Source organism: Thermococcus prieurii (assembly GCF_054657655.1).
In genome coordinates this window covers 1-26,364 of sequence record NZ_BAAHYH010000003.1, presented here as the reverse complement: position 1 = coordinate 26,364, position 26,364 = coordinate 1, and the positions used below count along the sequence as shown (strand labels likewise).

The 26,364-nt window shown below is 44.7% G+C and carries 29 protein-coding genes; 17 read left to right on the top strand and 12 right to left on the bottom strand.

Annotated elements, in window-relative coordinates:
• Positions 1 to 631: 631 nt before the first annotated feature.
• On the top strand, positions 632 to 1,852 hold the full coding sequence (locus tag ACYQ04_RS11985; protein ID WP_460130304.1) for a Cdc6/Cdc18 family protein: 1,221 nt from the start codon (positions 632 to 634) through the stop codon (positions 1,850 to 1,852).
• A gap of 104 nt (positions 1,853 to 1,956) precedes the next feature.
• Positions 1,957 to 2,442, top strand: a complete 486-nt coding sequence (locus ACYQ04_RS11980) for a hypothetical protein (protein ID WP_460130302.1) — start codon at positions 1,957 to 1,959, stop codon at positions 2,440 to 2,442.
• Positions 2,443 to 2,448: 6 nt separating this feature from the next.
• Here ACYQ04_RS11980 and ACYQ04_RS11975 read toward each other — a convergent pair whose 3' ends face one another.
• Positions 2,449 to 3,438, bottom strand: a complete 990-nt coding sequence (locus tag ACYQ04_RS11975; RefSeq protein ID WP_460130301.1) for a hypothetical protein — start codon at positions 3,436 to 3,438, stop codon at positions 2,449 to 2,451.
• A gap of 39 nt (positions 3,439 to 3,477) precedes the next feature.
• Positions 3,478 to 4,047, bottom strand: a complete 570-nt coding sequence (locus ACYQ04_RS11970; protein ID WP_460130299.1) for a hypothetical protein — start codon at positions 4,045 to 4,047, stop codon at positions 3,478 to 3,480.
• A 55-nt stretch (positions 4,048 to 4,102) separates the two neighbouring features.
• Between ACYQ04_RS11970 and ACYQ04_RS11965 the strand changes: the two genes are divergently transcribed.
• The 3 genes from ACYQ04_RS11965 (at position 4,103) to ACYQ04_RS11955 (ending at position 6,934) form a co-directional block, all read left to right on the top strand.
• Positions 4,103 to 4,372: a hypothetical protein gene (locus ACYQ04_RS11965; protein WP_460130297.1), complete on the top strand. Its 270-nt coding sequence runs from the start codon at positions 4,103 to 4,105 to the stop codon at positions 4,370 to 4,372.
• 15 nt (positions 4,373 to 4,387) lie between these two features.
• A complete protein-coding gene (locus tag ACYQ04_RS11960) occupies positions 4,388 to 5,119 on the top strand; it encodes a hypothetical protein (RefSeq protein WP_460130295.1) in 732 nt (243 codons plus the stop codon).
• A gap of 219 nt (positions 5,120 to 5,338) precedes the next feature.
• Positions 5,339 to 6,934 (top strand): winged helix-turn-helix domain-containing protein, encoded by a 1,596-nt coding sequence (locus ACYQ04_RS11955; protein ID WP_460130293.1) that lies wholly within the window; start codon positions 5,339 to 5,341, stop codon positions 6,932 to 6,934.
• 650 nt (positions 6,935 to 7,584) lie between these two features.
• Here ACYQ04_RS11955 and ACYQ04_RS11950 read toward each other — a convergent pair.
• Positions 7,585 to 7,725 carry a hypothetical protein gene (locus ACYQ04_RS11950; protein WP_460130292.1) on the bottom strand — a complete coding sequence of 47 codons (141 nt, stop codon included), beginning with the start codon at positions 7,723 to 7,725 and terminating at the stop codon, positions 7,585 to 7,587.
• A gap of 253 nt (positions 7,726 to 7,978) precedes the next feature.
• A complete protein-coding gene (locus ACYQ04_RS11945; protein WP_460130290.1) occupies positions 7,979 to 8,128 on the bottom strand; it encodes a hypothetical protein in 150 nt (49 codons plus the stop codon).
• A 322-nt stretch (positions 8,129 to 8,450) separates the two neighbouring features.
• Between ACYQ04_RS11945 and ACYQ04_RS11940 the strand changes: the two genes are divergently transcribed.
• The gene (locus ACYQ04_RS11940; protein WP_460130288.1) at positions 8,451 to 9,455 is read left to right on the top strand and encodes a hypothetical protein; all 1,005 of its coding nucleotides are present in this window, start codon (positions 8,451 to 8,453) and stop codon (positions 9,453 to 9,455) included.
• A gap of 30 nt (positions 9,456 to 9,485) precedes the next feature.
• Here ACYQ04_RS11940 and ACYQ04_RS11935 read toward each other — a convergent pair whose 3' ends face one another.
• Entirely contained in the window at positions 9,486 to 9,860 is a 375-nt protein-coding gene (locus tag ACYQ04_RS11935; protein WP_460130286.1) for a hypothetical protein, read from the bottom strand.
• A gap of 1,180 nt (positions 9,861 to 11,040) precedes the next feature.
• Between ACYQ04_RS11935 and ACYQ04_RS11930 the strand changes: the two genes are divergently transcribed.
• Positions 11,041 to 12,132 (top strand): hypothetical protein, encoded by a 1,092-nt coding sequence (locus ACYQ04_RS11930; RefSeq protein WP_460130284.1) that lies wholly within the window; start codon positions 11,041 to 11,043, stop codon positions 12,130 to 12,132.
• Here ACYQ04_RS11930 and ACYQ04_RS11925 read toward each other — a convergent pair.
• The 3 genes from ACYQ04_RS11925 to ACYQ04_RS11915 are packed head-to-tail and all read right to left on the bottom strand — an operon-like array spanning position 12,129 to position 14,497.
• Complete coding sequence (locus ACYQ04_RS11925) at positions 12,129 to 12,848, bottom strand: HhH-GPD family protein (protein WP_460130305.1); 720 nt, start codon at positions 12,846 to 12,848, stop codon at positions 12,129 to 12,131. The two genes, ACYQ04_RS11930 and ACYQ04_RS11925, sit on opposite strands and share 4 nt — an antisense overlap.
• Positions 12,832 to 14,334, bottom strand: a complete 1,503-nt coding sequence (locus tag ACYQ04_RS11920) for a DNA cytosine methyltransferase (protein WP_460130282.1) — start codon at positions 14,332 to 14,334, stop codon at positions 12,832 to 12,834. The genes ACYQ04_RS11925 and ACYQ04_RS11920 overlap by 17 nt, the downstream gene beginning before the upstream one ends.
• Positions 14,327 to 14,497: an AbrB/MazE/SpoVT family DNA-binding domain-containing protein gene (locus ACYQ04_RS11915; protein WP_460130281.1), complete on the bottom strand. Its 171-nt coding sequence runs from the start codon at positions 14,495 to 14,497 to the stop codon at positions 14,327 to 14,329. The genes ACYQ04_RS11920 and ACYQ04_RS11915 overlap by 8 nt, the downstream gene beginning before the upstream one ends.
• 95 nt (positions 14,498 to 14,592) lie before the next feature.
• Here ACYQ04_RS11915 and ACYQ04_RS11910 point away from each other — a divergent pair, with 95 nt between their 5' ends.
• Positions 14,593 to 15,453 carry a PDDEXK family nuclease gene (locus ACYQ04_RS11910; protein WP_460130279.1) on the top strand — a complete coding sequence of 287 codons (861 nt, stop codon included), beginning with the start codon at positions 14,593 to 14,595 and terminating at the stop codon, positions 15,451 to 15,453.
• A gap of 34 nt (positions 15,454 to 15,487) precedes the next feature.
• On the opposite strand, the gene ACYQ04_RS11905 is transcribed toward ACYQ04_RS11910, so the two are convergent.
• Positions 15,488 to 15,673, bottom strand: coding sequence for a hypothetical protein (locus ACYQ04_RS11905; RefSeq protein ID WP_460130277.1), 186 nt, complete (start codon positions 15,671 to 15,673; stop codon positions 15,488 to 15,490).
• A 223-nt stretch (positions 15,674 to 15,896) separates the two neighbouring features.
• On the opposite strand from ACYQ04_RS11905, the gene ACYQ04_RS11900 reads away from it, so the two are divergent.
• The 3 genes from ACYQ04_RS11900 to ACYQ04_RS11890 all read left to right on the top strand — a co-directional run bounded on the left by ACYQ04_RS11900 (position 15,897) and on the right by ACYQ04_RS11890 (position 18,288).
• A complete protein-coding gene (locus ACYQ04_RS11900; protein ID WP_460130276.1) occupies positions 15,897 to 16,352 on the top strand; it encodes a hypothetical protein in 456 nt (151 codons plus the stop codon).
• 172 nt (positions 16,353 to 16,524) lie between these two features.
• Positions 16,525 to 17,556 carry a hypothetical protein gene (locus tag ACYQ04_RS11895; protein ID WP_460130274.1) on the top strand — a complete coding sequence of 344 codons (1,032 nt, stop codon included), beginning with the start codon at positions 16,525 to 16,527 and terminating at the stop codon, positions 17,554 to 17,556.
• Positions 17,557 to 17,565: 9 nt separating this feature from the next.
• The gene (locus ACYQ04_RS11890) at positions 17,566 to 18,288 is read left to right on the top strand and encodes a dTMP kinase (protein ID WP_460130272.1); all 723 of its coding nucleotides are present in this window, start codon (positions 17,566 to 17,568) and stop codon (positions 18,286 to 18,288) included.
• A 300-nt stretch (positions 18,289 to 18,588) separates the two neighbouring features.
• Here the strand turns inward: ACYQ04_RS11890 and ACYQ04_RS11885 are convergent, their stop codons facing one another.
• Positions 18,589 to 19,029, bottom strand: coding sequence for a hypothetical protein (locus ACYQ04_RS11885; RefSeq protein WP_460130271.1), 441 nt, complete (start codon positions 19,027 to 19,029; stop codon positions 18,589 to 18,591).
• The gene (locus ACYQ04_RS11880; protein ID WP_460130269.1) at positions 19,026 to 19,553 is read right to left on the bottom strand and encodes a hypothetical protein; all 528 of its coding nucleotides are present in this window, start codon (positions 19,551 to 19,553) and stop codon (positions 19,026 to 19,028) included. The genes ACYQ04_RS11885 and ACYQ04_RS11880 overlap by 4 nt, the downstream gene beginning before the upstream one ends.
• Before the next feature lie 58 nt (positions 19,554 to 19,611).
• On the opposite strand from ACYQ04_RS11880, the gene ACYQ04_RS11875 reads away from it, so the two are divergent.
• The 5 genes from ACYQ04_RS11875 to ACYQ04_RS11855 all read left to right on the top strand — a co-directional run bounded on the left by ACYQ04_RS11875 (position 19,612) and on the right by ACYQ04_RS11855 (position 24,602).
• Positions 19,612 to 20,361: a hypothetical protein gene (locus tag ACYQ04_RS11875; RefSeq protein ID WP_460130268.1), complete on the top strand. Its 750-nt coding sequence runs from the start codon at positions 19,612 to 19,614 to the stop codon at positions 20,359 to 20,361.
• 92 nt (positions 20,362 to 20,453) lie between these two features.
• On the top strand, positions 20,454 to 21,341 hold the full coding sequence (locus tag ACYQ04_RS11870) for a hypothetical protein (protein WP_460130266.1): 888 nt from the start codon (positions 20,454 to 20,456) through the stop codon (positions 21,339 to 21,341).
• A gap of 214 nt (positions 21,342 to 21,555) precedes the next feature.
• Positions 21,556 to 22,461 carry a hypothetical protein gene (locus ACYQ04_RS11865; protein WP_460130264.1) on the top strand — a complete coding sequence of 302 codons (906 nt, stop codon included), beginning with the start codon at positions 21,556 to 21,558 and terminating at the stop codon, positions 22,459 to 22,461.
• A complete protein-coding gene (locus ACYQ04_RS11860) occupies positions 22,458 to 22,952 on the top strand; it encodes a hypothetical protein (RefSeq protein ID WP_460130262.1) in 495 nt (164 codons plus the stop codon). Before ACYQ04_RS11865 ends, ACYQ04_RS11860 begins: the two co-directional genes overlap by 4 nt.
• 630 nt (positions 22,953 to 23,582) lie before the next feature.
• Positions 23,583 to 24,602, top strand: coding sequence for a hypothetical protein (locus tag ACYQ04_RS11855; RefSeq protein WP_460130259.1), 1,020 nt, complete (start codon positions 23,583 to 23,585; stop codon positions 24,600 to 24,602).
• A gap of 424 nt (positions 24,603 to 25,026) precedes the next feature.
• Here ACYQ04_RS11855 and ACYQ04_RS11850 read toward each other — a convergent pair whose 3' ends face one another.
• Positions 25,027 to 25,215 carry a hypothetical protein gene (locus tag ACYQ04_RS11850; protein ID WP_460130257.1) on the bottom strand — a complete coding sequence of 63 codons (189 nt, stop codon included), beginning with the start codon at positions 25,213 to 25,215 and terminating at the stop codon, positions 25,027 to 25,029.
• Between the two features lie 761 nt (positions 25,216 to 25,976).
• Between ACYQ04_RS11850 and ACYQ04_RS11845 the strand changes: the two genes are divergently transcribed.
• On the top strand, positions 25,977 to 26,364 hold a 388-nt coding region (locus ACYQ04_RS11845; RefSeq protein WP_460130255.1), incomplete at its 3' end, for a site-specific integrase.

Here is a 26,364-nt window from a genome sequence, read left to right as displayed (position 1 = left end):
CAAGACAGAACTTTAATTTCAACACACACAGCTTACGCTATGCGTTCATTTCATATCTTGCAAAAAAGAGGTACCCCGCTCAGCTAATTGCCAAAATCACACAGCACACTAGAATTGACTACGTAATAACGTACACACAGCAAAAACTAGCAGAAGAACTCTTAGAGAATCTTGATTACCTCTAAACCCAGCGTGTTGAGGGGTGGGGGTGTGTTAGGAAGTGGAACCAGTTTCGGGAATCTAACATAGACAAATCGGAGGGAGAGGCCTCCACTTCTTAAGTGAAGATTTTATCATAAGTTACTTGAAAATTTTCCAAAAATTCAACAGTTAGTAGAGACTAACAAACCTTTAATTGTGGCTTTATCAATTATCATTTTCTGGAGATTCTTCTGTTTTAAATTATTGCTTGTGATATGCCTTTATTTTTAAATTTAAGGTTGGTAATAAAATAATAACTTCAAGTTACTAAAACCCTAAAAATAATAACAAAACTTGGTTCCACTTCCTAACACACCCCCACCCCCCGACAAATGTAAACGTCGGAAGTGCAGGAAATGCAGAAATCTATTTAAACCAAGGGGGACATGCAAGAAGTGGAGGTTTAATTGGGAAGTGGAGATGAGCAACTATGGATGACAAAATGAAGAACGTATTTCTCAAAAAGCAAAATACTCAAAAAATACTTATTCATCCTGAATACCTCTCTGAAAGCTACATTCCACCTAAGCTTCTCTTTCGGGAAAGGGAAGTGGAGGAAATTGCTGGGCACTCCGCAGATTTTCTCTTCTCTTCAATTGTCAAGAACATAGTGATTCATGGCCCGCCGGGTGTAGGAAAGACCGTGGCAGTAAGAATGCTTGAAAAGACTTACAATGAAATCGCAACCGAACAGGGGATAACCTCAAGAGCTGTTTACGTCTCGGCGAAAGATCTCACGTACCGAAGAACTCTCTATGAACTTGCACAGAGGTTAGGACTTAATGTGAATCTTGGGATGTCAATAGCAGACATTTATGGACTAATTGTTAATCACATGACTTTAACGGACTCTACATATCTTTTGATAATCGATGAAATTGATAAATTGAGAAAGAGGCCAGGGGAGGACCCCGTTGATAACTTGGTTTACAGTCTCTCTCGCATCAACGAGAGGGCCGGGAGAATCGCGGTTTCTGTTTATCTAGTGACGAACAATGCTCGTGTTGTGGAACGGCTTTCAGCGCCTTCATTTTCTTCCTTGGCACCTATTTTTATTTATTTTAGGGCTTACAACGCTGATGAGCTTTATGAGATCCTTCGTGATCGTGTTGAAAAGGCTTTTATCCCTGGGGCTGTTGAGGATGCTGCGCTCAAATTGCTTGCCGCACTTATTAAAAGGGAAAGCAGAGATCTAAGATGGGGTTTCTTGGTTCTTAGAGAAGCTGCGACAGTTGCAAAAGCTGGAAAAATCACGGAGGATTCAATTTGGAGGGCCGCTGAGATTGTAGAACGGAATGTTCTCCGCCAGATCATTGGTGGGTTAGATGTTGATGGCCTGTTACTCTTACTTGCGTTAGCACTACTTAATCTCGAGGGTCACTCTAGAGTTGATAGTAGCTCTCTGTACATCAAATACAGGGATCTCTGTGATTCTATTGGATGGAACCCCCGCACAATGAAGCACACTATTAACTACATTGGTGCGAAGCTTGAAAGTGAGGGCCTCATAACTAGAAGGCCGGTGTCCAGAGGCAGGTATGGAAGAACTCATCTGTTTCACCTTGAGGAAGATGCCTCTACTGTGAAGAATATTGTAGTAGAGGTGTTGGCTGAGCGCTTTAATATTCACATTTCAGACAAGTGTGAGTGACTTGCACTTTTTTAGATTTTTGAACTTGTTCATGATTTCGAAGTTTGTTACTCATGACCAAAAATAACGAGGGGTTTTTAACTTCTTTTTACCGATTATTAATTATGTTGCGAGAGAGACTTCGTAATTGGTTGGGAATTACCGAAACTGAGAGAAAAATTGTTGAATTATCTGAACAAGTTTCCTCCATTGGAGAGACATTAAAAACACAATTAATAGAGCTTCAAAATCTTGTTGGGGACTTAAAGTCGAGCAAAGCTGAGAGAGACGTTGTTAAAGAGCTTGAATTCCGTTTGATGGAGTTAGAAAAAGAAATTCGTATGCTTGAGAAACTCTCCCTGCCAAAAATGAAAGTTATTGGTGTCTCTGAAGAGGAGCAAATAAAAGCAAAAATTATTGAAATCCTCTCGGCGAGAGAAACTATTACAGTGTCTGAATTGCAGTCTCTCGTTGGTTGCGGGTGGAAAAAGTTTTATGATGCCCTTAAAGAGCTGGAGAAAGAGAAAAAGATTGTAAAGAAGCGAGAAGGTCGTCGTGTTGTTCTTAGCTTGTCCCATAGTGATGTATCGTTAAATACTGAATCAGTGTAACTCTCTTCATGCTCTTGCTAAAGCGACCATGCCCTTGTATTTTGGGTGTTTGGCGAGGCGGTTCAACAAGTCCCCCGACATGTAGAACCTAACAAACCTCTCGCCCTCCCCACCAACTAACAGGTACGTGACCTCATACGCCTCCAACCCCTCCGCGGGCTTAATCGAGGACAGAACCCCCTTCGCTTTCCAGACGACCCCCGGAGCCCGCTCAGTGTAGTAATAAAACTCTCCCTTAATATCACCAAAGAACAGGAACCTGGCCGCGTGCCTAACGGCGTCCTCGTCCGTCCAATACTCAACCCCCTCAAAGTAGAACACCGGCTCGTCAATGACCGCATTGACTTCGAGATTTCCCTCGGTTCCCTCGACCAAATCCTCGACCTCGGCAATGGGCGTAACGCTCACGGTCTTCCTGAGGATTTTCTCCTTTATGACGGCCTCAACTTGCTTGACCTTAACTACACCGGGGTATTCCTGGGTTGTTACCCTCTCGACTATGGGGGCCTTGAACTTCTCGTTGTATCCCACGAGAGTGTACCTGTAGGGTTCGTCGGGTTGGGTGTACTTCTCCCAGTCAAGTATTGCGTAGTCTCCGGTTAGCTCGAAGTCTTCTGGGACGAGGAAGGTGCCGAGTTTGTCTTTGATGACTTTCATGCCTGCTGTTAGGTACGTAAAGTACTGGATTATCGCCGGGGGCTCCCAGGTTTGGGCCTCAATTATGGCCCTAATTATTTGAACTTCCTCAGGGGACAATTTACTTGGGGCGGGTTTAAGTTGAGGGTTTATGAGGAGGAGCAGTGCAGTCGCAAGGGCTTCTTCCTCAGGTTTTTTCCCGTAGATTTTGATAGGATCCCCTATTTTTTGTGGGGTACTTTTCGTTGCCAGCTCCCTAAACTTCAGCCAGGCTGTGGTCAGGTTAGCGTGATTTCTAACTATCTCACAATAGAGCTGGGAGAATTTCTCCATAATGCCTTGAGGAAGCTTTACTATCACTGTTATGACCCCCAAGAATATTAGATAAAAACTAAATTGTCATTCTCCGAGCTCGAAGTACAGCTTGGCAATGTCGTTGTTAACATAGAGGTCAGTCAGCCTCGGCTCCCCCACTCCCTTTAAAATGTTCACGTTAAAGTTCTTCTCAACCCACTTAATGAGGGGCTCAAGCGCCTCCTTAGCAGTCTTTCCCTTAATATCCTCAGCCCATACCACAGCCACACCAAACCCCTTGAACTTCCCAGTTTCTTCATCCAAGTAGATACGCACCTTAACCGCGGCCTTATCCGAAGTGAGAACGTACTCCGCCTCGGAAGTCACTCCTCCAGTCGCCGCATTCGGGCCGGCTTCCACGTCAAAGCCGACCGCCCTAATCCCATTCCTCACGAGGGACTCAAAGTTGTCAACCAGCCTGCGGAGTATCATGGAGCCATTCATTATGTAAGTGACCGCGATAGGGTTCTCCCTGTTCGTGACATCATCATTGTAAAACATCACGGCAGCATCCCGGTTAGCCGCACGGCTAGCCGCCTCCACACCCTCCTTGAGGAGGGCCATCACACCAGGGTTCCAGTTCCATATCACCAGGCTCCCCGCCATCGCCGCCACCAGTGTATTTCAGGTGGGCTGAACTTTTTAAAGAATTTCATTATTTCTATCTATCATGAGCACAGGTACACCAGATGACGTGAAAATAATCGAATTGCACATTTACCATACAGAGTTTTCGGATGAACCTATCCACCGTGCGATTGTAGTCACAAGGAATGCGGAAGTTCTTGTAAGAGAAGTCAAGCGGGCTTTAGCTGTGATGTCTAAGGAAAATTTCATCAAAGGGGAAGAGGTAGCTGCTCTTGTAAAAACTGCAGTGAGGAGGTCTAACAGTGTGGAACTTGAGACAATAAAAGTTCGTATTGTCATGTCCAAGCTCTAAGTTGGGGTGGCGGCGATGGTTGATGAGGGAAAGGAGTATTTGGGTTTCGCGCTGGCTGGAATTAGTAAGTGGCAGAGGCACTCGAAGTACGGGCGCATTAGGTTTAACGTTCACACTTACACTGACGATGGCACTCTTCTCGCCAAGTCGGGGAGTATTAAAGTGTTCAGGCCGGTCACGCTTGATGACCCGCTTGAGATTAGGGTCTCACTGTACAGTAGGCCCAACCTTCTTCCTGAGGAGGAGAAGCATCTTAGGGTCGTGATTCCTGTTGATGGAGAGCCTGTTGTGGAAGGGGACTGGGGGGTTCCGAAGTCCGTGCTGGAGTATGTTTACATTAATGACCCGATTACGCAGGTGTGGAATGTATTCAGGGATATTGTCAATTTGGGCAGTAGTTGGTTCATAGATTACTGGGAGGTTCCGGTTAATGGTTACACTATTGAGGGGTTTATGCCGATTTTTGCTGGGGCTTTGGAGGATGATGTGGTTAAGTTGCTCGCGTTTGGGGCTGAGGCTGGGAGGGTTAGTTGGGAGGGGAAGGTTACTGACGATATTTCGAGAATTCGGTTTGAGACTGACTGGGGGACTCTGCACTTTTCGGTTGATGATGATTTGACTATCGGTGGGAGGCCGGTGAGCTTCATTGCCCTTGCCGTCAAGTGCTACCTCAATAGGCCCGGGTCAGAACTCTCTAAAGTGAAATCTAAAATCAAGACAAGTAAATTTACGTCATTTTTAACTTAGTGCCATCCATGAATTCATAAACTGATGTGCTTGTAATCCTGCGCTATTCTTCTTTCTCCTTTTTGTAAATCTTGTAATAAGGTTTAATAGCTCTTTGTCTCTTGAGTTCTCTATTCTTGGCTTGTTTTTTCGTTATTTAATGAATTTAAAGGCTCTGAAATCGTTTCATACGTAAGGTTTATTGTTTGTATTTAGTCCTTTGTGTGGTGGGGTTTGGTAATGGGCAATGGAACCAGAAGCGTACAATACGATGGCTATGTATGTGCTCATAACAAAACAACAATTAATAAGACAGGTCGAGTTTGTGATGACAAACTTGCTGGTGGGGGTCATGTATTACTATTTGGTCATCATTCTCGCATAGATTTGATTTACACTACCACTTACATCTACAATGTTCTCCAGTTCTTGGGCGATAGGCTGTATGACTATTTTGTTAAGAACAAGTACCAGGCTGAGAATTTCATCAATAACGTGGAGGACTGGGAGCACGTTGGGGAGAGGCGTGTCAGGGGCCGTAAGTACTTCGTTTTCAGGAACTTGAAGTATGGCTTGGAGTTTTATGTTCGTCCGAGTTGGGTGGACGATGCTCCGATAGTGATAAGGTTTGGTGATGCTACAGTTACTGTCCGTTTAATTTACCGCAATACCTCTGATGCTACCGTTGTCTATGAGTCTGCTCCAAGAGTTGTTGTCCAAGTTGATTTGCATGGTGATTTGGAATTTGTCCGTTTTTTGGACATACTCTCGCGCTTGGGCAATAGGGACATTGATTTTAGCGAAGGGTTGTTGAAAGTTCGCTTTGTGAAGTTTGAAGTTTATGTCCGTTATTCCCGTAGGAATCTAAAGAAGGTTGAGCGGGCTCTGTTGGGTCTGAGGGACAGGATTGGAGTAGGTTTTGAGTTGAGGGACAAGTTGAAGTTTCGCTACCAGTACTGGCTTGTTGTTGACGCTGTTTATGCTGGTATCTTGTTTAAAATCAAGTCGTATCTCACCCACAAGTACCCTGACAGGGATCCAAAGCTTGAAATTGTTATTCCTCTCGGGATTGAGCTTAGAGGTTTCCATGATATTGAGGGGCTTAGGGAGGTCAAACGTAAGGTCGATTTTGCCCAAGCTTTTCTTGCTAGCTTTGTCGTTGCCCTTGATTTAGAGCTGGCTCCTTCTGAAGAGGATTCTAAGTTCCGTTCTTATTCAGTTGTCCCAAATGAGCAGTATGTGGCGTTTATCTTGGGTTCTGGCCTTTCTTATGAGCTTGAGCATTTGATTTTGGATGACCCGCGACTCGATGATATCGATAGGGTTATCTTGAGGGAGCTTGCTAATAGGAACCTCACAAGTTCAGATCTCCGCAAGATTGCCACTTTGGTAGGGAGAGCGCTGAGTACTGTACAGTTCCGTATGAGGCGTCTCAAAGGGTGGGGTTATGTTGACTATGATAGAAAAGGTCGTAGGCGTCAATATGTGTACTGGTTGAACTTAGAGAAGTTTGTAAGTTCTGGCCAGGGTGAATTTGCTTCTGATTGGGAGAGATACATCGACCCTGCCTTTAGGGAAGTTGTGTCTCGGAGGGTAGTTGATTCTGCAGACCGGGAGCTCTCCCGGAAGTTGTTGAGGGAGCTTGTTCTCGTTCTCTGGCTTATTTACAAGGGTGTGGACAGAAGGTCTGCTATCCAAGCGGTGTTGCCTAAGTTCGGGGTTTCGGTTGGCAAGAGAGCTGTTCAGAACTGGATCTCACAATTGGTTGGTTGGGGGCTCATTAAACCTCTTGGTAACGGTCGTCGCCGTCGTTATGCTATCAACTTTGAGCTTTAATGCTTGCGCTCAATGGTTTTTCACTAAAAATTTTTCATATGTGGCTGGTGAGCAAATAGGTAAAAGTTGATGGTAACAACAATAATAACAAGAATATTGAGTGCAAATTTTTATTTAACATGGATAGGTTGGTCTCTCGGCTCTGATTCTATTGGGCTTTCCACATTGAGGTCTCAGCTTATTTTGTTTCCCCAATTTTATGGTTGTGGTAGTTATTCGTGGCTCTTGCAGTAATAACAAGAATGTATGGTGCAATGTTGTTTTTGATTTTATTTATGCTATGGGGCGGTGGAGATGTTAGTTGTTGCGCCCAAGTCTATGTGTCTAATCATAGTTGGTACGCAACATTAAGAAGGGGGTTGTCTTTTCTTGTTTTTGCCTTTTTTGTGGGTTTTAATGTCTCTTTTATTGGGGGTTTTGTTTTAGTGGTGTGTTTGGTGAAATTTTAGAGAAGAGCTGTGTGAATTAAGTGGCGCTAATTTTTATGGGATGGGCAGGGAAGGGATGAGTTGATTTTAAGTCAATTTAACTGGCTACCTTTTAATCTAAGTCTAAATTGTAATTAGAATACCTTTTCAACTAAATCAAAAAGTGCAAGACACACAGCTTTAAGACAAAAAAGTCTAAAGTGATTAGGGTGTCAAATGCAGTTAGAACTCATCGAATTCTATGCCCTCCTTTTTCAAAATCTCTCTTAGTTTTTTGTTGTTGATTTCTCTTGCTTTGCGGAGCTTGTAGTAGATGTTAGTGCTTCTGTACCATAATATTTTCTTAGTGTCCTCTTGCTTCATCACTGTCGCCTCCAGTTCTTTTTCATTTTTTGGGTTTTGGGGTAAAATAATGTTGTGGATTGTTAAAGTGTCTAAAGACCATTTACTACTTGTGATGGTCTGGATTGAAAACAGAGACTTCTTTAAATCGTAATTGGTAAGTTGCACACTCTGTTTTTTGACGGAAATTGTGTTCTTTTATCTGTAAATTGTGCAGTTTTTATGGTTGTTTTATGGCAATATGTTCAATATTTGCCCAATACTTGTCAAGTAATTAATCATTGTACGTTACATTTGATTGAGTGTATGGGGGTTTGTCTTTTATGATCTTGAGTGCTATGAGTTCAATAGTCAGTGTTATGGCTAGGGCTCCTGGTGTTGGGTTGCTCATAACTATTGGTATGGGCCACGGTATGATGATCATCCTCTCACCATATTGATATTAATGCAAGAAGGTTTAAATTGGAGTAAATTTTTGGATGTTCGTTTTTGTGCATTTAAATTAGAGATAATCTCCGTCATGTCTGAGACTTATGCATCTTTCGTGCATTCTAGAAAAAGATCATTCTTGGCGGAAACCACAAACCGGGCTTAGTCCACTCGAATTCGTGAATTGACTTTAAGGACAATACAAGGCATGGTAGTTATCGCAGTTCTGAGGATTTCGGCGTTTGACTTACAATGTCGGATACTGGTGACGCAATGCTTATTGCACCCCTGGACAATGCTAACTCGGGTGATTTGCTGTGGTTGGATGTGGAGTGGACGAGGAGGGCCTTGAACAGTTAATCTCCACTACTGTTGATGCGTATGTCGAGAAATACAAAAAATCGCCCTTTATCGTGGTGGATAATCTACTGGATTGTCATATTGAGGGGAACACAACGCCTATCGATGAGCAGAATTCCATTGTTGCAACTCTCGAAAGAGAGTACTCATGCTCGATTTATCACTTGCCTCTGAGGATTCAAAGGAGGTTGCCAATTTATCTTACTAAGGAGCTTGAGATTCAGATATGTGTTGATCATTATGAATATTGGGCTTGGAGTGTCGAAGTGTTCGCGCATTTTGAGAGAGAACTAGAGATTCCCCACTCTGTTGAGGGTAACTTCTTCACGCCTTTCCGCGGGGCTTTGATGAGTTTTGAAATTATTCAAACTATCACCGATCCCTATGCAAAGAAGTTCTTGGAGGATAAACCATTCATAGTTGCTTCAGCGTCTTTTCTAGTTCTTGAGGCTATTATTCGCCAGCTCTGTGTTAGACACGGAGCTTCACAAAAGGAAGTAGAAAACCTTCGTGGGTTACTCCCATTGGCTCAAAAATTGCTCAGTCTCATTCGTAAGAGTTCAGGTGTTTCTCAGGAATTTAAACAGGATCTGGATGAATTCATGGAGGCTGTAGATACAATTTGGGCTCCACAGGTAGAAAAAGAGCTTAATGGGAACTCTACGTCATTGAATACGTTTAGGGAGCAGGGTAAACAGGGCTTAAAGGGCTGGCGGGTTATTGCGCGTTGGAGAAACAGTTTGTACCACGGTAATAATACTTGGCTCCCGAAGGTGTATGGTGTTGTCTTAAACCTTATCTCTCTGTTAATGTGGCACCAAGTTCCGGATGACAAGTATGAGGATTCGATTAATGATTTGATGGCGAAAATAGAAAATAATAAGAATGATGCATGGTGGCTTAGGGATATGAACGGAAGTGAGCGTGTAAGAGCGTTCGATATTTATCTTCCATCTGACTGATCCTACGTAAATACAGACAAAGAAATTCACCTATGGCTCCCACTTCTCTTTTATGTTCAAGTATTCCTGGTGAATGACTTTCTCCAGCGCGCTCATCCAGTCGTCAGAGAGCTTTATGTATCTTCTCGGCCTGTTGGCGGGTGCTTTTTCCTTGCGAGTTTTGATTATGCCGGTTTCTTCGAGATAGAATAACAACCGTTCCCATTTTCTTTTTACCAGAGCGGGGTCTTGTCCCAGTACTTCGGCGAGTGCAATATTGCACATTTCCTTCTCTTCGCATCTGCAGTATCCAGAATCCCTGTGTCGCGCGCAGGCGCCCCCGTTTTCCTCCAGTATTCTCTTGAACTCTTCTGCGTTGTCGAGCACGGCAATGAGCCTAAACAGTGTCGTTATTTCGGTTGCCACTTTCTCACCCCCATCAATTTACTGCAATTGCTTATGTTTCTTCCAAATTGAACTTAGCTGAATTGACTCTAAGGTCAATACGTTGTCGGCCTATTTATTCTTAGCGTGCCCTGGGGTGCCCACGTCCTCCAGATGAGGTGAATTGACTCAGAGATCAATACGCAATTTTGCACGGTGTGCAAAAGTTGGAGTTACCTCTGACTATTCCCTAAAGTATGTTTTATTTGTCATAGTTTATTAAATTTTTGTGCTATTAGTGACACTTTTTTTGTGAGAATAATACTAAAAATTCAGTGCTTGGGGAGGCCTCGTAAAAATTACCACTAGAGAGTAAAAACATAATGTGGGCCCTCCTCTTGCTCAACTTGGGAATGATGTGGGTCTATTTCACTGGAACTCCTTCTGAGGCTCCTCAAACGCTGGGGTGTGGGAAGTCTTGTTCTCAGTAGTGGTGCTAAAAGGCAACTTCGTGCAGAATTTGTGGGCGTACAAATATGGGGATACCCTTACTGGTTGGGGGCCCCTGACAATGTTGTGCATTTATGTTGTTCTTTTTCTGCAAAAATTCTTTTTCCCTGTATGTGTCTTTCATTTTTTGTTCGGGTAGGGCGTGGCCTGCAAGTGCCTCGGCACGCTAGGGCTATCCTTCAAAGTTCATGTGATAAACGCGTCCCTGTCCCCTCTTGGTACGGGGGTTCTACTTCTAATTATCTTTTATTGTGTCCTCACTCTTCGACTCTTCTGCATTTATTTACCCTGTTTTTGCCCTTTGGGGGTTTACTTGTATCTTGTTTTAGTCTGTTATGAGTTTTGTTGCTTGTTTTCTTAAATTTTCTCCTGGTCTCGCTTGTTTTCTATCGTAGACTGGGGTTTTGGTCGGAGTTTTCTCAAAAAAGCCTTCTGGTTGCTTCTTTTCGTTCGTTCAAATGTCGTTCTTTTTTCGTTTTTTGTTCATTGTCCTTGAAGTTTAGCTACATTCAATGCCCATCACTTTTTGGTGCTATTTAGCAATTTGGGCAAATTCGGCAGTTTACTGCCCAATTCAAATTTCTCCTTCCAATTTAGCGCAATGAATTCATGCGATAGACACGTCTCCGTCGCCCGTGTTCTTAACCTATTGTCATCAATCTTCAACTACATTTAATGTCAACTGACTTTTGTTTTTTCTTGGGGGATCATTATGCGAAGGAATGTTGAAAAAATTCGTCGCCTCGTCCTGGCGGGCCCGCTCGGGGAGGGTAGTGAGTGGACTTTAAGGTCAATTCACGGTAGTCGGAAGTGGGGGCACAGGAGGAAGTTGCGCATCGACGAGCTCTATGCGATGTTCCTGGCCAAAAAGCCCTACAACCAGTTGACCAAGCTAGATAAAGAAATGGCAAGGGAAGATTTGGCTAGAAAAGTCCTTAAATATTATTTTTCTTCGTCTTGGGGTCGAGGGTATTTCCAGCTTCTCAGCGAGCTCGAGGATTTTTATGCGGTCTTTCCTCGCGCGGGGCGGGACAAGACGACGTTCGTGCGCTTTATCCGGTCGTTGAGCGTTGTTGAGCTGAAGCGTGTGTTTACTGCCGAACCTGACACTTTATTCCAAGCGGTTCTCTGGCTTGAGAGAAACAAGAACAAAGCAAAGCGTGGTGGGATGTTTGGGGAGTTCTATCAGCGGGTTTTGAAGGCTGTTTCTGAGTTGCAGAGCGATAAGTGGTCAAAAAAGCTTGTCAAGGCCGTTTTCCTCCTTGTTAAGGAAGTTAAGCCTTATGGTGGTTTTCCTCGCAAAGAAACGTTGGATGTTGGTTCTATTGTGTCTGGAAGGAAAGAGCTTGGCTTCTACGACTACTTTGCGCTGTATCTCATTAAGGAGTGCAGGGTTGCCCCAGTTGTAGCATTCACGGCTGCTGTTCTAACTACGCGGCATATCATTGCAGAATACTTCTTTGATCCCTGGATGTCTTATCGTCAGCGCCTTATCCGTATTAGGGAGCATTTCAAGCCTCTCTTCTCTGACTACCCTCAGGCAGAAGCTTTCCTTGATGACTACTTCATTAGGGGCGTTATTAAGTCCTTCTCTTGGCAGGATCTGTTGAGGTTTACTGGTGTTGACGTCGAGAAGCTTGAACGCTATTATCATAAGAACAAGCACAAATTCTCCCTAAACACAAAACTAAAGGTTCTCAAGGCCGTGTCGGAATATCGAGCTATGGACAGGGACAAGTTAAAAGATTGGTGGAACGAGCATAGCCGGGCGCTCACCTCCTTGACGTCCCTATGTTCTAGTTAAATTCTCTTCCCGACTTTACTTAGTGCCTCGTACACCTGCTCTAGGTATTCCCTGTTTTCTTCGTCTTGGGTGCCATAGACGCACAGGTCTTTGAGGGGGCATTCCTTGCACTTTGGCCACTGGTAGTGACAAACTGAGCCTCCAAGATCAAGGAGTGCGTAGTTGAACTCTACATGCTTATTGCGGGGCACGAGCACTTCTAGGACGCGGTAGATCTTTCGCCGCCCGCTGGTGGACGTCCTGCTAAAACCCGTTACCCTTGACATGATTCGTAATACATTCGCGTCAGGAATTGGAGCGGGCTTTCCAAATCCGAAACTCAGTACTGCTCCAGCGATGTAGTCGTTGACCCCTGGAAGCGACTTGAGGGCCTCCAAGTTATCGGGAATTTTGCCCCCGTACTTCTCTATCAATACCTCGGCAAGCTCCTTCAGTTGCTTCGCCCGTTGGTTGTAGAGGCCAAGGGGTCTGAACGCCTCCTTAATCTCATCGAAGTTAGCCCTGTGTATGCTCTCTATGTCTGGGAACTTAGTAATAAACTTCTGGTACTCCCTTGCCGCGGCCTGTCTTGTTGTTCTCTTGAGGAGGAGCTCAGCTATGAGCACTTTGTAAGGAGTCCTGTTCCTGCGCCATGGCCATTCCACGTAGTTCTCCTTGCCCCATTCGAAGAGTCGTTGGCGGAACTCCTCTACTAGTTCCTCAGGCGTCAGGCACACCAAGGATGTCCCTCCTGACTTTTAGTGCTACTGCCCGGGCTAGAGGCACAGGGACGGCCTCACCAAAGACCTTGTATGCTTGAGCCACTGAAAGCACGACCTTCCAGTCATCGGGGAAGCCTTGGATCCTCATGTACTCTCTTACTGAAAGGGGTCTGTCCTCTAAGGGGTGAATCATCATCGTGGCCTTCATGCTCGGTGAGGTGACGAGCGTGGGGGATGGCTCGAACCATGTGAGTCTTCTGTAAAAGCCCATCTTGCCTCCTCCTGCGTAGTATGCACTGTTCATAGCTTCTTTCTTTAGGTCATCGGGTATCTGCCTCCAGTTGCCCCCTGGGGGGACGTACTTCATGAACTTGGCGTACTTGGGGCCGAGCTTGGAGTACCCGATGTGGTCTTTGATGTCGGCTATGGCCTCTGCAAGGGTCAGCCAAGGTGGTAGAACTTGGTCACTACTAACTACCCACTTGTCGAGTGCACCATTTCTAGGTATCCCTGTGTGGGTAGGTGCTGGGTGGAGCATGCCTTTTTTCAGGCCCTGCTTCTTGGCTATGTCCGGTCTGACTCCAACGACGATGACGCGCTCGCGTACTTGTGGGGTGCCGTAGTCGGCCGCGTTCAACACCTTCCAGTCCACCATGTACCCGGTCTTTTCAAGCTCTCCTATGACGACCTTCCAGACGGATCCAGGTTGCTCTTCGGGCAAGAGAAGTCTTTTGCCGCGTTCCTTTATTGGGACATGCTTGAGCCTAGCGTTCAGCAAGCCAGTTACTTCTTCCATGACAAAGACTTTCGGCCGCGCCTCTCGGATGACTCTGATGTACTGCATGAGAGCCGACGCTCTAGGGTCGTTAAGGCCTTGTCTCTTGCCCGCCGTGCTGAATGGCTGGCACGGCGGCCCCCCTGTGAGCACGTCTACTTCTCCCGGGGCCAGACCTGCTTCTTTTAGTATCTCCTTAGTTGTCACCTTGTTTATGTCCCCAAGGATAAAGGGTTTGTCTGGGTGGTTAGCCCGGAAGTTTTGGTATGACCATTCTGAGATGTCTAGGCCAACTGTTGTCTCAAAGCCGGCCTCCTCAAAACCTAGGTCGAGCCCATAGGCGCCTGTGAAGAGAGATACAGAATAAACTTGTTCCGCAGGGCGGTACTTCTTGTGTTCTATCCTGCTATTGAATGGGACAAATTTCTTGAGTGCTATCCGAGAACGGTCTATGTCTAGCCATTCTTTGTAATGTCTTTGATAATCCTGTTCAACGGCACTCCTGCCCGCCCTGAGGAGTTTGGCTGCGTTGTCTAGTGCCCAGGTGAGGGCATCCACAATGTTTTCCCCAGTTTCGGTGTGTCTTATCTCTGCTAGGAGGGACAGGTAAGCCCGTGCATCCCCCTTACTAAAGCCTTTTCCTCTGAATTTTTGTGTAAATGTCCAAAGTTTTGGTTTTAAACCTTCATATTTTTGTATCATCCTTTGGGGTTCGGTCTTAGCCACGGTTATCACCCTGGGATTTCCTTACTGTGATTGTCCCATCATCATTGAGTATCCATTCTATTGAATCCCCGTCGGTTAATCCTAATACCCGCCGTACTGTGACTGGGACAGTAGTGTAACCCCTCCCCCATACTTTTGACGTCCCCAAGTGCCTCTCCGCCATGTGTATCACCTGCATGTGTTATTGCTTGTATTATTACATGCAGATATCTTTAGCCTTTAAAAGTTTTTGCTTAGAATCTTCTGTTGGGGTAATTGATGAGCTTTGTTTCCGAAATGCGGAGACAGTGTTGGTGGTTGATGAAACGCTTAAGGAGGCCGATAGCAATGGAGAAGAAACTAAAAAAGTTGGAAGCCCGTGAAAAAAGAGCCCTTCAGGAGATAAAGCAGTTCTCGAAGAGGGCACGGGATTTGATAGACTCGATAACCCTTGACGACTTGTTGGAAGGGGGGCTAAACCCCTACATGACCGCTGCACTGGGGCTAGATATCGAAGAAAGCATTGAAATGTTCATCCATAAAAGGGTAGAACGCTCATTGGGAACCAGCTTTGGTACCGTGATAGAAAAGTTCTTGTCGAATCTTTTGGGCGGAAAACGTGGGAAGGAACTAAACGGATGTGTGGGTAAGAAAAAGGGCAAGCGTCCCTGGTACTGCTGGTGGGACATAAAAATAGACCAGCCTTACGAGGAGGACGAGAAAACGTGGGACGGAATAGTGCTTGCAGTCAAAAGTGCATCAACCAACATAAACAAGGACATTGTGGAAGAGTTCATTAGGCAATCTAAGGAAGCTGAAAAAGAGGGGTACAGGCCGTTCTTGATCTTTACCTATGGAAAAAGGGCTTGGAGTGTCATAGCACCGACAATGAAGGAGCACGGGATGGATCCAGACAAGTATGTCTTGGTCGGCAGGAGACTCTATGAAAAACTGTTGGGGGTTGGCCCTGAGTACTATGACCACATAATAGACATGATTGTAAACGAGGTACAAGCAAGCGACTTGGAGTTCTCAAAAGCCCTAGAAGCCAAGAAAAAAGAGCTCTTAGCTAAGCTCAAGGAAGAGTTCGGTGAGGACATTATTACTGATCCCACGAAGCTCCTAAAGAAGATGACTTAATTATTCAATTTTTTGAAATATTTAATATTATCTGCTAGCTTTTGCGGATTTTCATTAGTTGTTTTTCCTTCTCCAGCTCTTTTAGAGCCCCATACAGCTTTTTCCGGTCTATCTTTACCAGAGATTGTAACTCACTTATTGTAAGCTGTTCTCCCACAGAGAGAACTGTTAGTATCTTTGCTTTTAATTGTTCCTCTTGAGAGACTCTAGGAACTTCCATTTCAAGTTCTTAACTACTTTTCTCTCGGCCTTTGTCCTTAATATTAGTTAGTAAGTCCTGTAATTTGTGCTTCTAAGTTCTCACACGAAAATCTCCCTGTTGTACAGGCTGTGTTATTGATTAGCTTTCTTAGAGATAGCTAAGAAACTTGATCGTTCCAAAAAACTTTTAAAGAAATGGGTTGTAGGTAGATCGTACCAAAAGCGGAAGGAGGGTGAGTACCATGAGGTTTTCGGCCCGGAACCCAACTCCTGAAGTCGCTCCAAGCGACATCGTTTACGTTAAGACCGAACAGTTCCACTCTGAGAGTGCACATGATGAGAGGGTTGTCTTCCTCTCAGATGTTCCTCTCAAACGGGAGAGGGCAAAATCTCACTTTGACACACTAGACGCGTATGAGACTTATTTTGATGGGGTTCGCCATGCGTATCTTGCCGCTGGAGAGTTAGAAGTCTCTTTGAGTACTAATGCTGGGAACAAGATTGTCAGTGTGCCGTACTTCCTGACGATTGCGTTTGAGGATACTAGTGAGAGAATGGTTATCGCAGGAGTTATTAACGGAATTAGGGTAAGTCAAGTGGCCGCAGGAGAGAAGGGGATTGATTTGTTAATGGAGTTGTTCCTTCGTGCCGCAGAGGAGGGCGATGCGGACAGTGCGCTGGCAAAATCAACGCTCTAAAAACTAAAAAATAAAAAATAGAGAGAGGTAAGCGGAAAACCACCTACTAGAACATGCTCTCACCTCCTTGTTTTTCACACGCCATCAGAAGTACAGCCTGCAGGTAGTTTTTGATAATGGACTACGAGGACTTTTAAAACACTAAAGCATCCTTTTTGCTGGAGGGATAAGGATGGTCGTGTTCCTGAATGCGAATCCGAAGGATGATGCCTTCATTAAAAGGTGGTTCCCTCACGCGGATGAGAACCAGATTAAGGTCATCAAGCAGGCTGTGGACAACGGGTTATTCGACTCCAAACTCGGCCTCGGATACGGGTTCTACACCAAAAAGAACACCCAAATCTCACTCATCCTTGAGAACAAGGAGAAAAACGAGGAGGTCACAATCACGGCCCCTTACGAGATTGCCATACCCTACCACGCTGAGTTCCAGCAGACGTTCTCGGGCGACGTTGAGCTCGTCCCCAACGCGGCCACCTACGGGAACAAGCTCCTCACGGCGATTGCGAGGGGCATCGTCCTGCCGAACTTCCACACTTGGGAGTTCAGGTTGAATGCGAGGCATTTCACGAACCTGGTCACGGTCGCGAACACGGAGTCGGAAGGGAGTGATGTTTACCCGTTGATGATAGTGGACGTTACGAGCCCGGTGATTTACCACGTGCCGTACATGCTTGCGCCTGCGGTTAGGTTGGCGAATGCGCATTACAGGAGGAGTCGTAGGCCGTATTTTGCGCTGGATGAGGCGTTCCACCTGGCGTTGAGGGAGGTTTATTCTAAGTACCCGGCGCTTAAGGCGTATGAGGGTGAGGAGAAGATAGCTTTGGTCGCGCAGTTGCTTGATGTGTTTTCAATGCAGTTGGCTGGGGCGGTTCTTGCTGGGCTGGTTGAGCCTGGGCCGGTTGTGTTTACTGGGTACAATGTTGATTGGTTTGATGAGGATGTGATGGGGGTCATTGATTGGTTCTGGACGTTTTACAGGTTCCCGAGGGCTTCGTGGGATGAGGTTCCGTACAAGGAGGTTGATGAGTTGTTTGCGGATATTGCTGTCCCAGAGCTGGAGCCTCCTGAGAGGTTTTTGAAGGTTGTGATGTACAATGTGGAGGTTGGTTCGGAGTTGCGGGTTGTTAACAGGCTCGACTGGGAGTTCGTCAGAAAACAAGTCCCAGAATTCAACCCTCCGAAGCCCTCGGAATTAGTGTGAGGTGAGAAAATGAAGTTAACCGCTGTTGAGGGTATTGATGGGGCTGGTAAGACGACTTTGGTTGATGGGCTTAAGGAGGCGCTGAAAGAAGTTTACCCGGTTTTTGATGTGAGGAGGGCTACTTCCCCGGCAGTTGTTAGGAAGGTCATCAGCAAGGCGCTTAGAGCGGAGAACCCGGTCATAATCACGAAGGAGCCCACCCACTTTTCGGGAGTTGACGTTAAGCGCCTCATTGAGGAGGAAGAAGACCCGCTTGTTAGGGCTTACTTGTTCGCGGCTGATAGGGCCGTGCATTACAATTATGTTCTCAAGCCACTCTTGGAGAAGGAGGACGCCCTCGTGATTTCTGACAGGTACGTTCACTCGAATTTGGTTTATCAGTTTGCGGATTATCTTGCGGGCTTGGGGTTGCCGTCTTTTGAGGTTGAGGATGAGCTTTTGGAGAATGAGTTTTTCAGGAGGCTTGTTAGAGTTAATGAGGGGTTCCCTGCGGCGGATTTGGTGTTGTATTTGGATGTCCCGCCGAGTGTTGCCTGGGAGCGTGTTGGGGAGAGGGGTAGGCTTGAGGTTTATGAGCGGAGTAGGAGGCGGATGCGTTTGGTTAGGGCGTTGTACTCGGTAGTGCTGAATGAGAAGTACTTTGCCCGTAACGTGGCGTGGATAAACTCCAATGGCACCCCAAAGCAAGCCCTAGAAGATGCCTTAACCATTATCTCGTTAATACTTAGTTAGTAAGCCTTTACCTAAAACATATTCTTTTTCATTCCAACTCTCTTACAGTTAGGAACCCCGACGTTTACAGTCAGGCAGGTGCTCAATTATGCTTTTTCCAACTCTCTTACAGTTATGGGGGTAGTTCCAACTTCTAACATGCCACATTAAGTTCCAACTCTCTTACAGTTTTGAGTTTAATTGGAATCCAATCCCTGCCATAAAGTGACTTCCGCAACTTAAAAGGGTTACGCTCGTTACAGAACAGCCAAGAAAACAGGGGATTGGTTAATTAAAGAGTAAAGATGCCTTTTTTATGCCCTATGAGCTTGAATTCGTGTAGTTTTTGCCGAAGAACAACTGGTAAACCATGTTCTCATAAGCCGTGTCATTAAACGGCTGGTACCAACCACCCTCACTCAACCACTTGCCCGAATAATACTTCAAAGCCCATTCCTGAGCCTTCTCATACCCACTCGGAAGCGACGGACACTTAAAAACCCCCCACGTACCATTCAACCCACCACGAGAGAACAAACCCCCATCCTCCCACGTAACATTAGGACAAACCCGCCCAGCCAGCCTCTCAGCCTCCAAAGAAACCTCCTTGAGCGAGGAATGACTAGAGAACACAACGACCAGGCCCTCATCAGACTTGAGCATGACAACCTTCTCCACGTTACCGTGCTCCCTAACCCAACCCCAGACAGTAGCAGGCGACAGTAAAGCCAAAACCAACAACCCAACCAGCAACCTCCTCATACGCCACCCCCCATTCTTCCCTGTTTAGCGTGCATCTCTCTGTTGAGCTCCTCGGCAGCCTTGTAGATGGCCTCAATCAGGGCCTTACCTATGGGGCTCGGCTCCATGGGTATGTCCTCGACCTCAAACCAGTCAGGCACCTGGACAATGTTCTCAATCTCCGGCAAAACCCACTTAGTCTCAACCATGTAAGCCCTGTCAACCTCCCCAATAAGCGGATCCTCCAACGCAATGTACTGTATCTTCCCATTGTGAGAAAGCTCCTTCTTTATCCTCTTGTGGTTAAGGCCCACCTTCCAAGCAAGGCGCTTAATGAGCTTCGCCGGGAGGTAAGTGTACTTCGGCGTGATAATCATGTTCACAGAATTAACAGCCTCTTCAGGAGTAGGAGCCTCAGCCCTAAACTCAACCGCCTTCCTTCTGGCGAGTAATTTGATTATCGCATCAACATTGTCCCCATACGCGACCCTTATCATGTTCATACCCACTCTAGTTACCTTCCCCCTCATTCCTATCCCCCACACCCCCTACGGCACATTTCTTTAAAAGTTTTTTGGGATATGTCACATAGGGGACACTCCATTGGGAAGGGATGGCAGGCAATATTCTTCTTGTAGTATTGCGAGAATATTCCAAAAAACTTTTAAAGAAAAAAATGTAGGTATTACCAACAAACAACAGGGGGTGGTGTGTTTGGGAAGATTGTCTCCGGAGGAAGAGCTGCTCAAATTGTTTATTGACAGGGATGAAGCAAGTGGAAAGTCTAACAGGATAGACCCCAGAAGAATTCCCAAACTATATTTTGGTTTTCCCCTACAGACAATTAAGGACTGGAGAAATGCTATTGGGTGGTTTGTAGATTGTCTGAATAACATAAATGGACAGACAGAGTCATTCGGAAAAATGGCAGGACTTATTATTGACATCAGAGAAAGCCCGGAATATTTTAGAATCAATGAGTTCATAGACACTCTCAATTACATTGGAAAAAAACTTGGGTTTTTGGAGCAGGATGTTAGTGACCTTGTTACCTTGTTAGATTTAGTCAACACGGCTGTAGCTTCATTCCTCCAGCTTCAAAGAGAGCTTTTTAGAAGAGGGGAGCTTGCATATCCTACGGGAGGAATACTGTATCCTGTCACATCAGAGCCTCAAATGAAGATACTTCAGTCCACTAAGGTTATTGGAACCAATAAAGCCAGGGAGATAATTCTCAAAGGGTTGGAAATTGAAGAGAAGATGAGAAACGCAACAACATACGCAGAACTTAGGGAGTTACAAGACTCCTTAGAGAGATACTCTTATGACCATCTAACTGACCTATGGCTTTAGATATGTGCTTTCTTTTCTTCCTCCTAAGGTATTTTTGAGATTTCCCAAAAAATTTTTAAAGAAATTTGATAAAATGTAGTTGAGGGATTTCGGTGGGGAGACCTCACTTAGTAAATGAAAACACTGTAGTCTTGTTGGGTAACACTTCAAAAAAATCAACTTCGGTGTATTGGCTATTGTATTTTGGGAAAATGCTTTTTCCCGCAAATGTTAACAGAGTATCTCTTAGGTTATTGTCTCCGGATAAAGTCCAAGTTCTGCCGGATCCAGCAGGTTTTAAGATTACATTCCCATCTAAGGGATATGAGCAGTGGCTAATAAGTGCCAATAGGTTAGTGAGTTTCTATTTAAGTGCTCTCAGTATGACTCCACGTCAGTTTAACAGGATTCTTAGACAGAGAGGGATTGACAACATACAAATCCAACTGAAACTATTAAAAAATCCATTACCCAACAACGATGAACAGGATGACCATTTCCCAAAAATTGTTTTTAGTACACAACCTTTAATCGAATTGTTAGAGGAGATAACCTCCAAAAAAATGCACTTTGGAAGGTTCAATTTTCCTATTACACTAAGACGACAAGAGAAATTCCCAGAGGGACAGACCTGTTTTTATTTTTATGACTTTGGTAGGAAGGGGTGGGTAATAATAATGAGAGTGCCCCCGGAATTGTCTGGAGTTCTAAATTCTCTTGGCAATACCACCAAGGAGAAAACATTTGTAGATATCCACCTAAGTACTCCAGCGACACTTGAGATAGCGCTCTATCCAGGCAAGGATATCCAGAGAGTGTTAGATTATGGTTACATAGATGTTACCAAAGAAATTCGGCCATTCATTGAATGGGAGCTCAAAAGGGCAAAATGGCACAAAAAGAAAGTTTGTACCCCCATAGTAAGCACGAGCAGAGGCGACAGGTGCGGAGCAGTCGAAATATCTTGGCTCGAGTTACTAAGAAGTCTTCATAATGAGTAACAAGAATACTTTTAAGGCAGAATTTGCTACAGCAGGCAGTATGAGAGAAGTAAAACAATGTAGCCTTCAGGTTTATTATCACTTTAACAAGAAGGAGCACTCTGTTAATGGCAATCTCCTATCTAAGACCTCTTTGCAAAACTGTTACTTATTCACTCCTACCTTTAAAGTGATCTCTGCGTTTAGAACTCAAAACTGGGAAAAATTCATCGACATGATTATGAGAATTCCCAGAGAAACATTTTCTGATGTGGAAAGAGTAGAAATTCGAGATAGTGTTGATAGGTACGAAGAAATCATTGCACTTATCGCAGCTCTTATCCCCTTGACAAGAGATTCTATTAGACAGGTACAAATAACTGGAACCCGACTACAAGAGGACGTACTTAAGCTTATTCAAACCCTCTTAGCTTCAGAGGAGTGGGAGCAAGAAAAAACAATTGAATATCTCTCATGGTTAGTTTTTTCAAAAAAGTTTCATGTGGTATCTGATAGGATAGGGACTTTTATCTTGCCAGTGGACATATCATCACAGAAAAACTTAGCAATAGCCATAGTGGACTCTTTAGATGACAGCATTCTTAGGCATCTCCCCAATAAGCACACCATTGTGGGAATACGCAAAGGGAGAGGAAGTAGTGAGATAATTGAGACCATTGAAACAGTCTATGATGTGATTAAAGTTAGTAAAGTTATGACAAAATCACGGAACAGCCCACAAAAGAGGATACTCTACGGAAAGATAACACCACTAAAAAAGCCAAAGACTCCTGAAAATGAACACGACCAAAAGCTATTTTTTAGAAAAATTACCATTACGTCCCCCATTTACTACGAAACTCACGAAGTAGGGGACGCAAAGATAATGGCAGCTGTAGATATTATCAGAAGGGAGTTCTACTTTTATTTAAAATATCCAAACAAGGAAATATTTCTAAAACAACTTGGAAGCGCAATAATAGACGTACAAGAAAGTCCAACAGGGGAATTCTATGAGATAAGCTTTCTAACTAACACAGCAGAACCAGATGTTATTAGAGTTAGAATAGACAAAGAACTCCACAAATTATTGACTAAGATAAGTAAAAAATACCGCATTGCTTATGCATTAAGCAAGTGAACCTCGTTAAAGGAGATGAGCGCCATATGTACATCTCCAAGTATGATGGGACTACCTCAGAGAACAAAGAAGCCCTCGAAAAATACCAAATACGAATCCTCTACCTAGACAACCTCCTCCACCCCAACGTTAAAAAAGAAGACCTGAAAATCATTGTAGGAAGCAAAAAACAAACCAAAGTCGTAGTCCTCGCAAAATACGCCGCCACAGCCACCAAAAGCCAAATAAAACCCCTCCAAAACACCCAGGCCAGATACTTAGACACCAAAACCGGCAAAACCTACCAGACCCTCGCCCAGGCCCTAAACAGCATCACCCCAGCAGACCTGAAAAAAGCCCAGAAAGACAACCCCCAAGTGAAGACCAAACTCGACTACATAACCCACTACCTCCGCCCCATCACCAAACTCGAAGAAGCAGACTTAGACCTACCCGACCTCAACTTCCACAACCTCAAAATGCTGACCGTCTTCGACGACATTTCAGTCTGAAGCTCCCGCCCTACTAACCTCTCCCCACTCCCCTCCCACCACAAGCCCCCTCTGAACCGCCACCAAAACAAGCCTCCAAAAACGCCACGCTCTCAAAAACAGGCCTTGCACTACTCAATCCCGCGCTCGCCCGCTTGGGAGGGGAGGATTCTCTCATCAAACGCTCGCCAATGCCGTGATAGGACGGCTTCACCTCACGGCCTGCGGGCGTTTTTGCTGGAAGATGAGGCTGAGGTGGTTTTGATTGGAATTAATGAGAAGAATTTTCTCGTAATGTCCGATTATTGGGGTTTTCAAAATAACGACTTTTTTATTTTGAAAATGCGGAAAATCGGACATTACTTGTTTTTTCTCTCGTTGATTCCAATCAAGCGTTTAAGCATGAAATGACCTAAAGTTCACCCGAGACATTTAAGAGTGTGGCATGATGTTCCGAGGTTTCAATTAATTGAGAGGAAAATTTACTGCCAACGAATTGACTTTAAGTCAATTCGCAAAATCTTGTGAGAAGGCTTGGTTTTGGGCATCCGCACCTTCGATGATTAATTAAAATCAAAATAAAAACAAAAATAGGGATTCACTTAGAGTCAAGCGTCAAATTAAAGGAGAACGTGCTGAGGGGGTGATTAAATGGAAGATTTAGTCCTTATCAAGTTTGACCCGAGAGTTACGCGCGTTCAAATCATTACTAACGAGGGAATTGAAGAGTACCACCTCTCACTCCCACCAAAAGTGTTCCCCACCAAAGACCGGATTGAAGAACCAGACATGAGAATCATCACCAGCGAGAGGGGGACAGCATGGGTTAGACAACTCACCCTCGGAGCCCAAATGAGCATACTCTACAATGTGGGCGCTTGGATAAAACACTTTACCAAAGCTACACCACTCGAAAACGCCATACGCAACTTCCTCAAGTGCAGGGGAGCATGGGGAGTCGAAGAGACCCCAATGTGGCTCGTGAGCATACTCCAGACCCTAAAAGAACTCTACCCCGATGACGTGCTGATTTTAGAACAGAAACGGAGCTCCGATAACCTCGGCGTTTCAGAGCACTTGGTCTCCAAAACCTGGAAGGTTGCCAAGGACGTGAACTTTTCGTCGGACTTGGCGGTTAAGTACTTGGAGGCGGATAGTCCGTTCCTTGCGTTCTCTGAGCTGGAGGGGTCAAGGGCGTTTGTGGTCACTAAGGAGGGTGCCTTGGTTTTCAGGGCTGACCCGTTCCCTTCAGTGGGGTGGGTTAGTGTGGGAGATGCGCTGGAGCATTTGAAGAGGTGGGGGCGGTTTTATGCTTTTCTCCGGGTGAATGAGAGTGATGTGCGGTTGCTTGAGGGGACGTTTTCGGCGTGGGTGGAGTTGCTTGCTGAGCCGTATGTGGATGTTGCTCGGGAGGTTCTTGGGAGTTTTTCGGGGGAGGTTAATAAGTATGTGGTTAGTTTGTTTTTGAGGCGTAGTGAGGGGGCGCGGGTTCGGGCTATTGGTGGGCCGGTTAGTCGGGTTAGGCCGTTTGAGTCTATGTTGAAAGTGTTGCTTGGGCTTGGTGCGGAGAATTTGTCCGGGCTGTTTGCGTCGTTTTTAGTTAAGCTCCCTGTGAGGGACGAGTTCGAGCGAGAAAGCGCAAAAGCATTCCTAAAGTGGTTTGTTAAATAGCTTCCTAAGTAAATCCGGTTATCCCATATTAAGAGCCTATCCTAATTTGATACACATATGCATTTGCATTTATTAAGATAAAAACAGCAAAAATTAGCAGAAGAACTCTTAGAGAATCTTGATCAGCTTTTAGACCCATATTTTTAGATCTTCCATCATTTCTTTTGTTAGTGCCTCTTCAATTGATTTTATTGTCTCTATGTAAATGGGATTGGAATCTTTGGGAAGGTCCTCTGCAACAGTGTTGTTCTTGCATTGTAAAACTCGCTTTTCAAGACTCAGTTTTGCGTTAGAGGATGTGGTAGGGGTTTATTAACATCAAACGTCGAGACATACTGAGAAAGAGGGTTTGTTGATTCTCTCCCTGTGGGAGCGAGGGCCCTCAAAGGGCGATGTGTTCCCGCGTGCCGTATCTCTTTTACTTTTAATAGAGTAGATCAAAGTCCACCTCGCCCTTTTTGAATAGCTCTTCAAAATGCTCATCTGTGATTTTTCTTGATTCTATGAACAGTTTTCTCAGCTCGCTATGCTTGTACTCCTCAATAGCTCTTCGCACAGGCTCGCCAATGCGTTTTTCTTCTTTTTTAGCTCTTTCAGTCATTTTGCCCCCCAAGAGTTTTGTTTTTCTCTTTTGTACTTTAAGCTTTGCTAAAAATGAAAGACACAAGCACTGAAAAAGAATGAGGTGAATGTACAATTCGGTCGGGATCTCCTAACGAGTTGATAGAGTTCTCTTATTTTTGGACATCATCTCAAAATGAAATTTTCAATTTGCTTGTAATGTTCTAATACATTTTCTTTTGTGTATCTTTTTGCAGTTTTGTTCTCTATTAATTGTAATGATTCGTTCGGTATTGTTGTGATGTTGAAACTTACGTAGCGTTTGTAATGATAGTCCACAAAATCTTTACATTTTAGCGTAGTATTTAGGAGAACGAGGGTCATTTTAGCAAAAGAGTATTTCTACGGTTCTTTTTTGAGGAATGCGTTACTGATTTTGTTTTCCAGCTGATTATCAGGCAGGTGATTTCTCTTTGTGTTATCACTACAGAACAAAGTAAAGAATTCGTAGATTATCTTTCAGTCCAAAAAAGATGAGAAAAGAGGGAATTCACTTGCGCGGTTTTTTCTCACAGTGACGCTTTTGTCGATTCTGATGCTGATGACGTTGTATTCTTTGAGTAGTGCAATTGTCTCGCTGAATTCTGTCATTGTTCCTTGACTCACGTTGAGCGCTTCTGCGAGCTTGACCTGACAGCGTTCGCTTTCTGCATAGCGACACCACATTAAAAGTAAACTTTCAACCAAAAGTTTACCAATAAGTGGAAGGATTAGTAAACTTATTAAAAAGAAAGCGATATAAGTTTACTAAAGGTGAAAACAATGAGAGGAAAAAAAGCATTCTCATGGGACGAGGGACTGGACTATGAAAAAACATACAAACTCCTCGCAACCGAGCTTAAAAGAAGCAGGAAAAAAACCACCGAACGCTCTTTAGTCAGACGGCTGTACTTGATGATACTCCTAACACAACTCAGGAATGGTGCTCGTGTTGGAGAGGCAATTGACTTTTTAGTTCAGGTCTCAGAAGACTTTGCGAGAGAAGGATACGTTAGAGTCGAAAAGAGAAAAGATAGTAGGCTTAGAAAGATGGTTTTGCCAAAAGAAATCACAAAAGCAGATATTCTCTCAGTGAAAGGTATCTTACTCGAGAAACACAATCGTGGCAAAAAACAGTTCGTCGTTCAAGTTTCGAAATGGA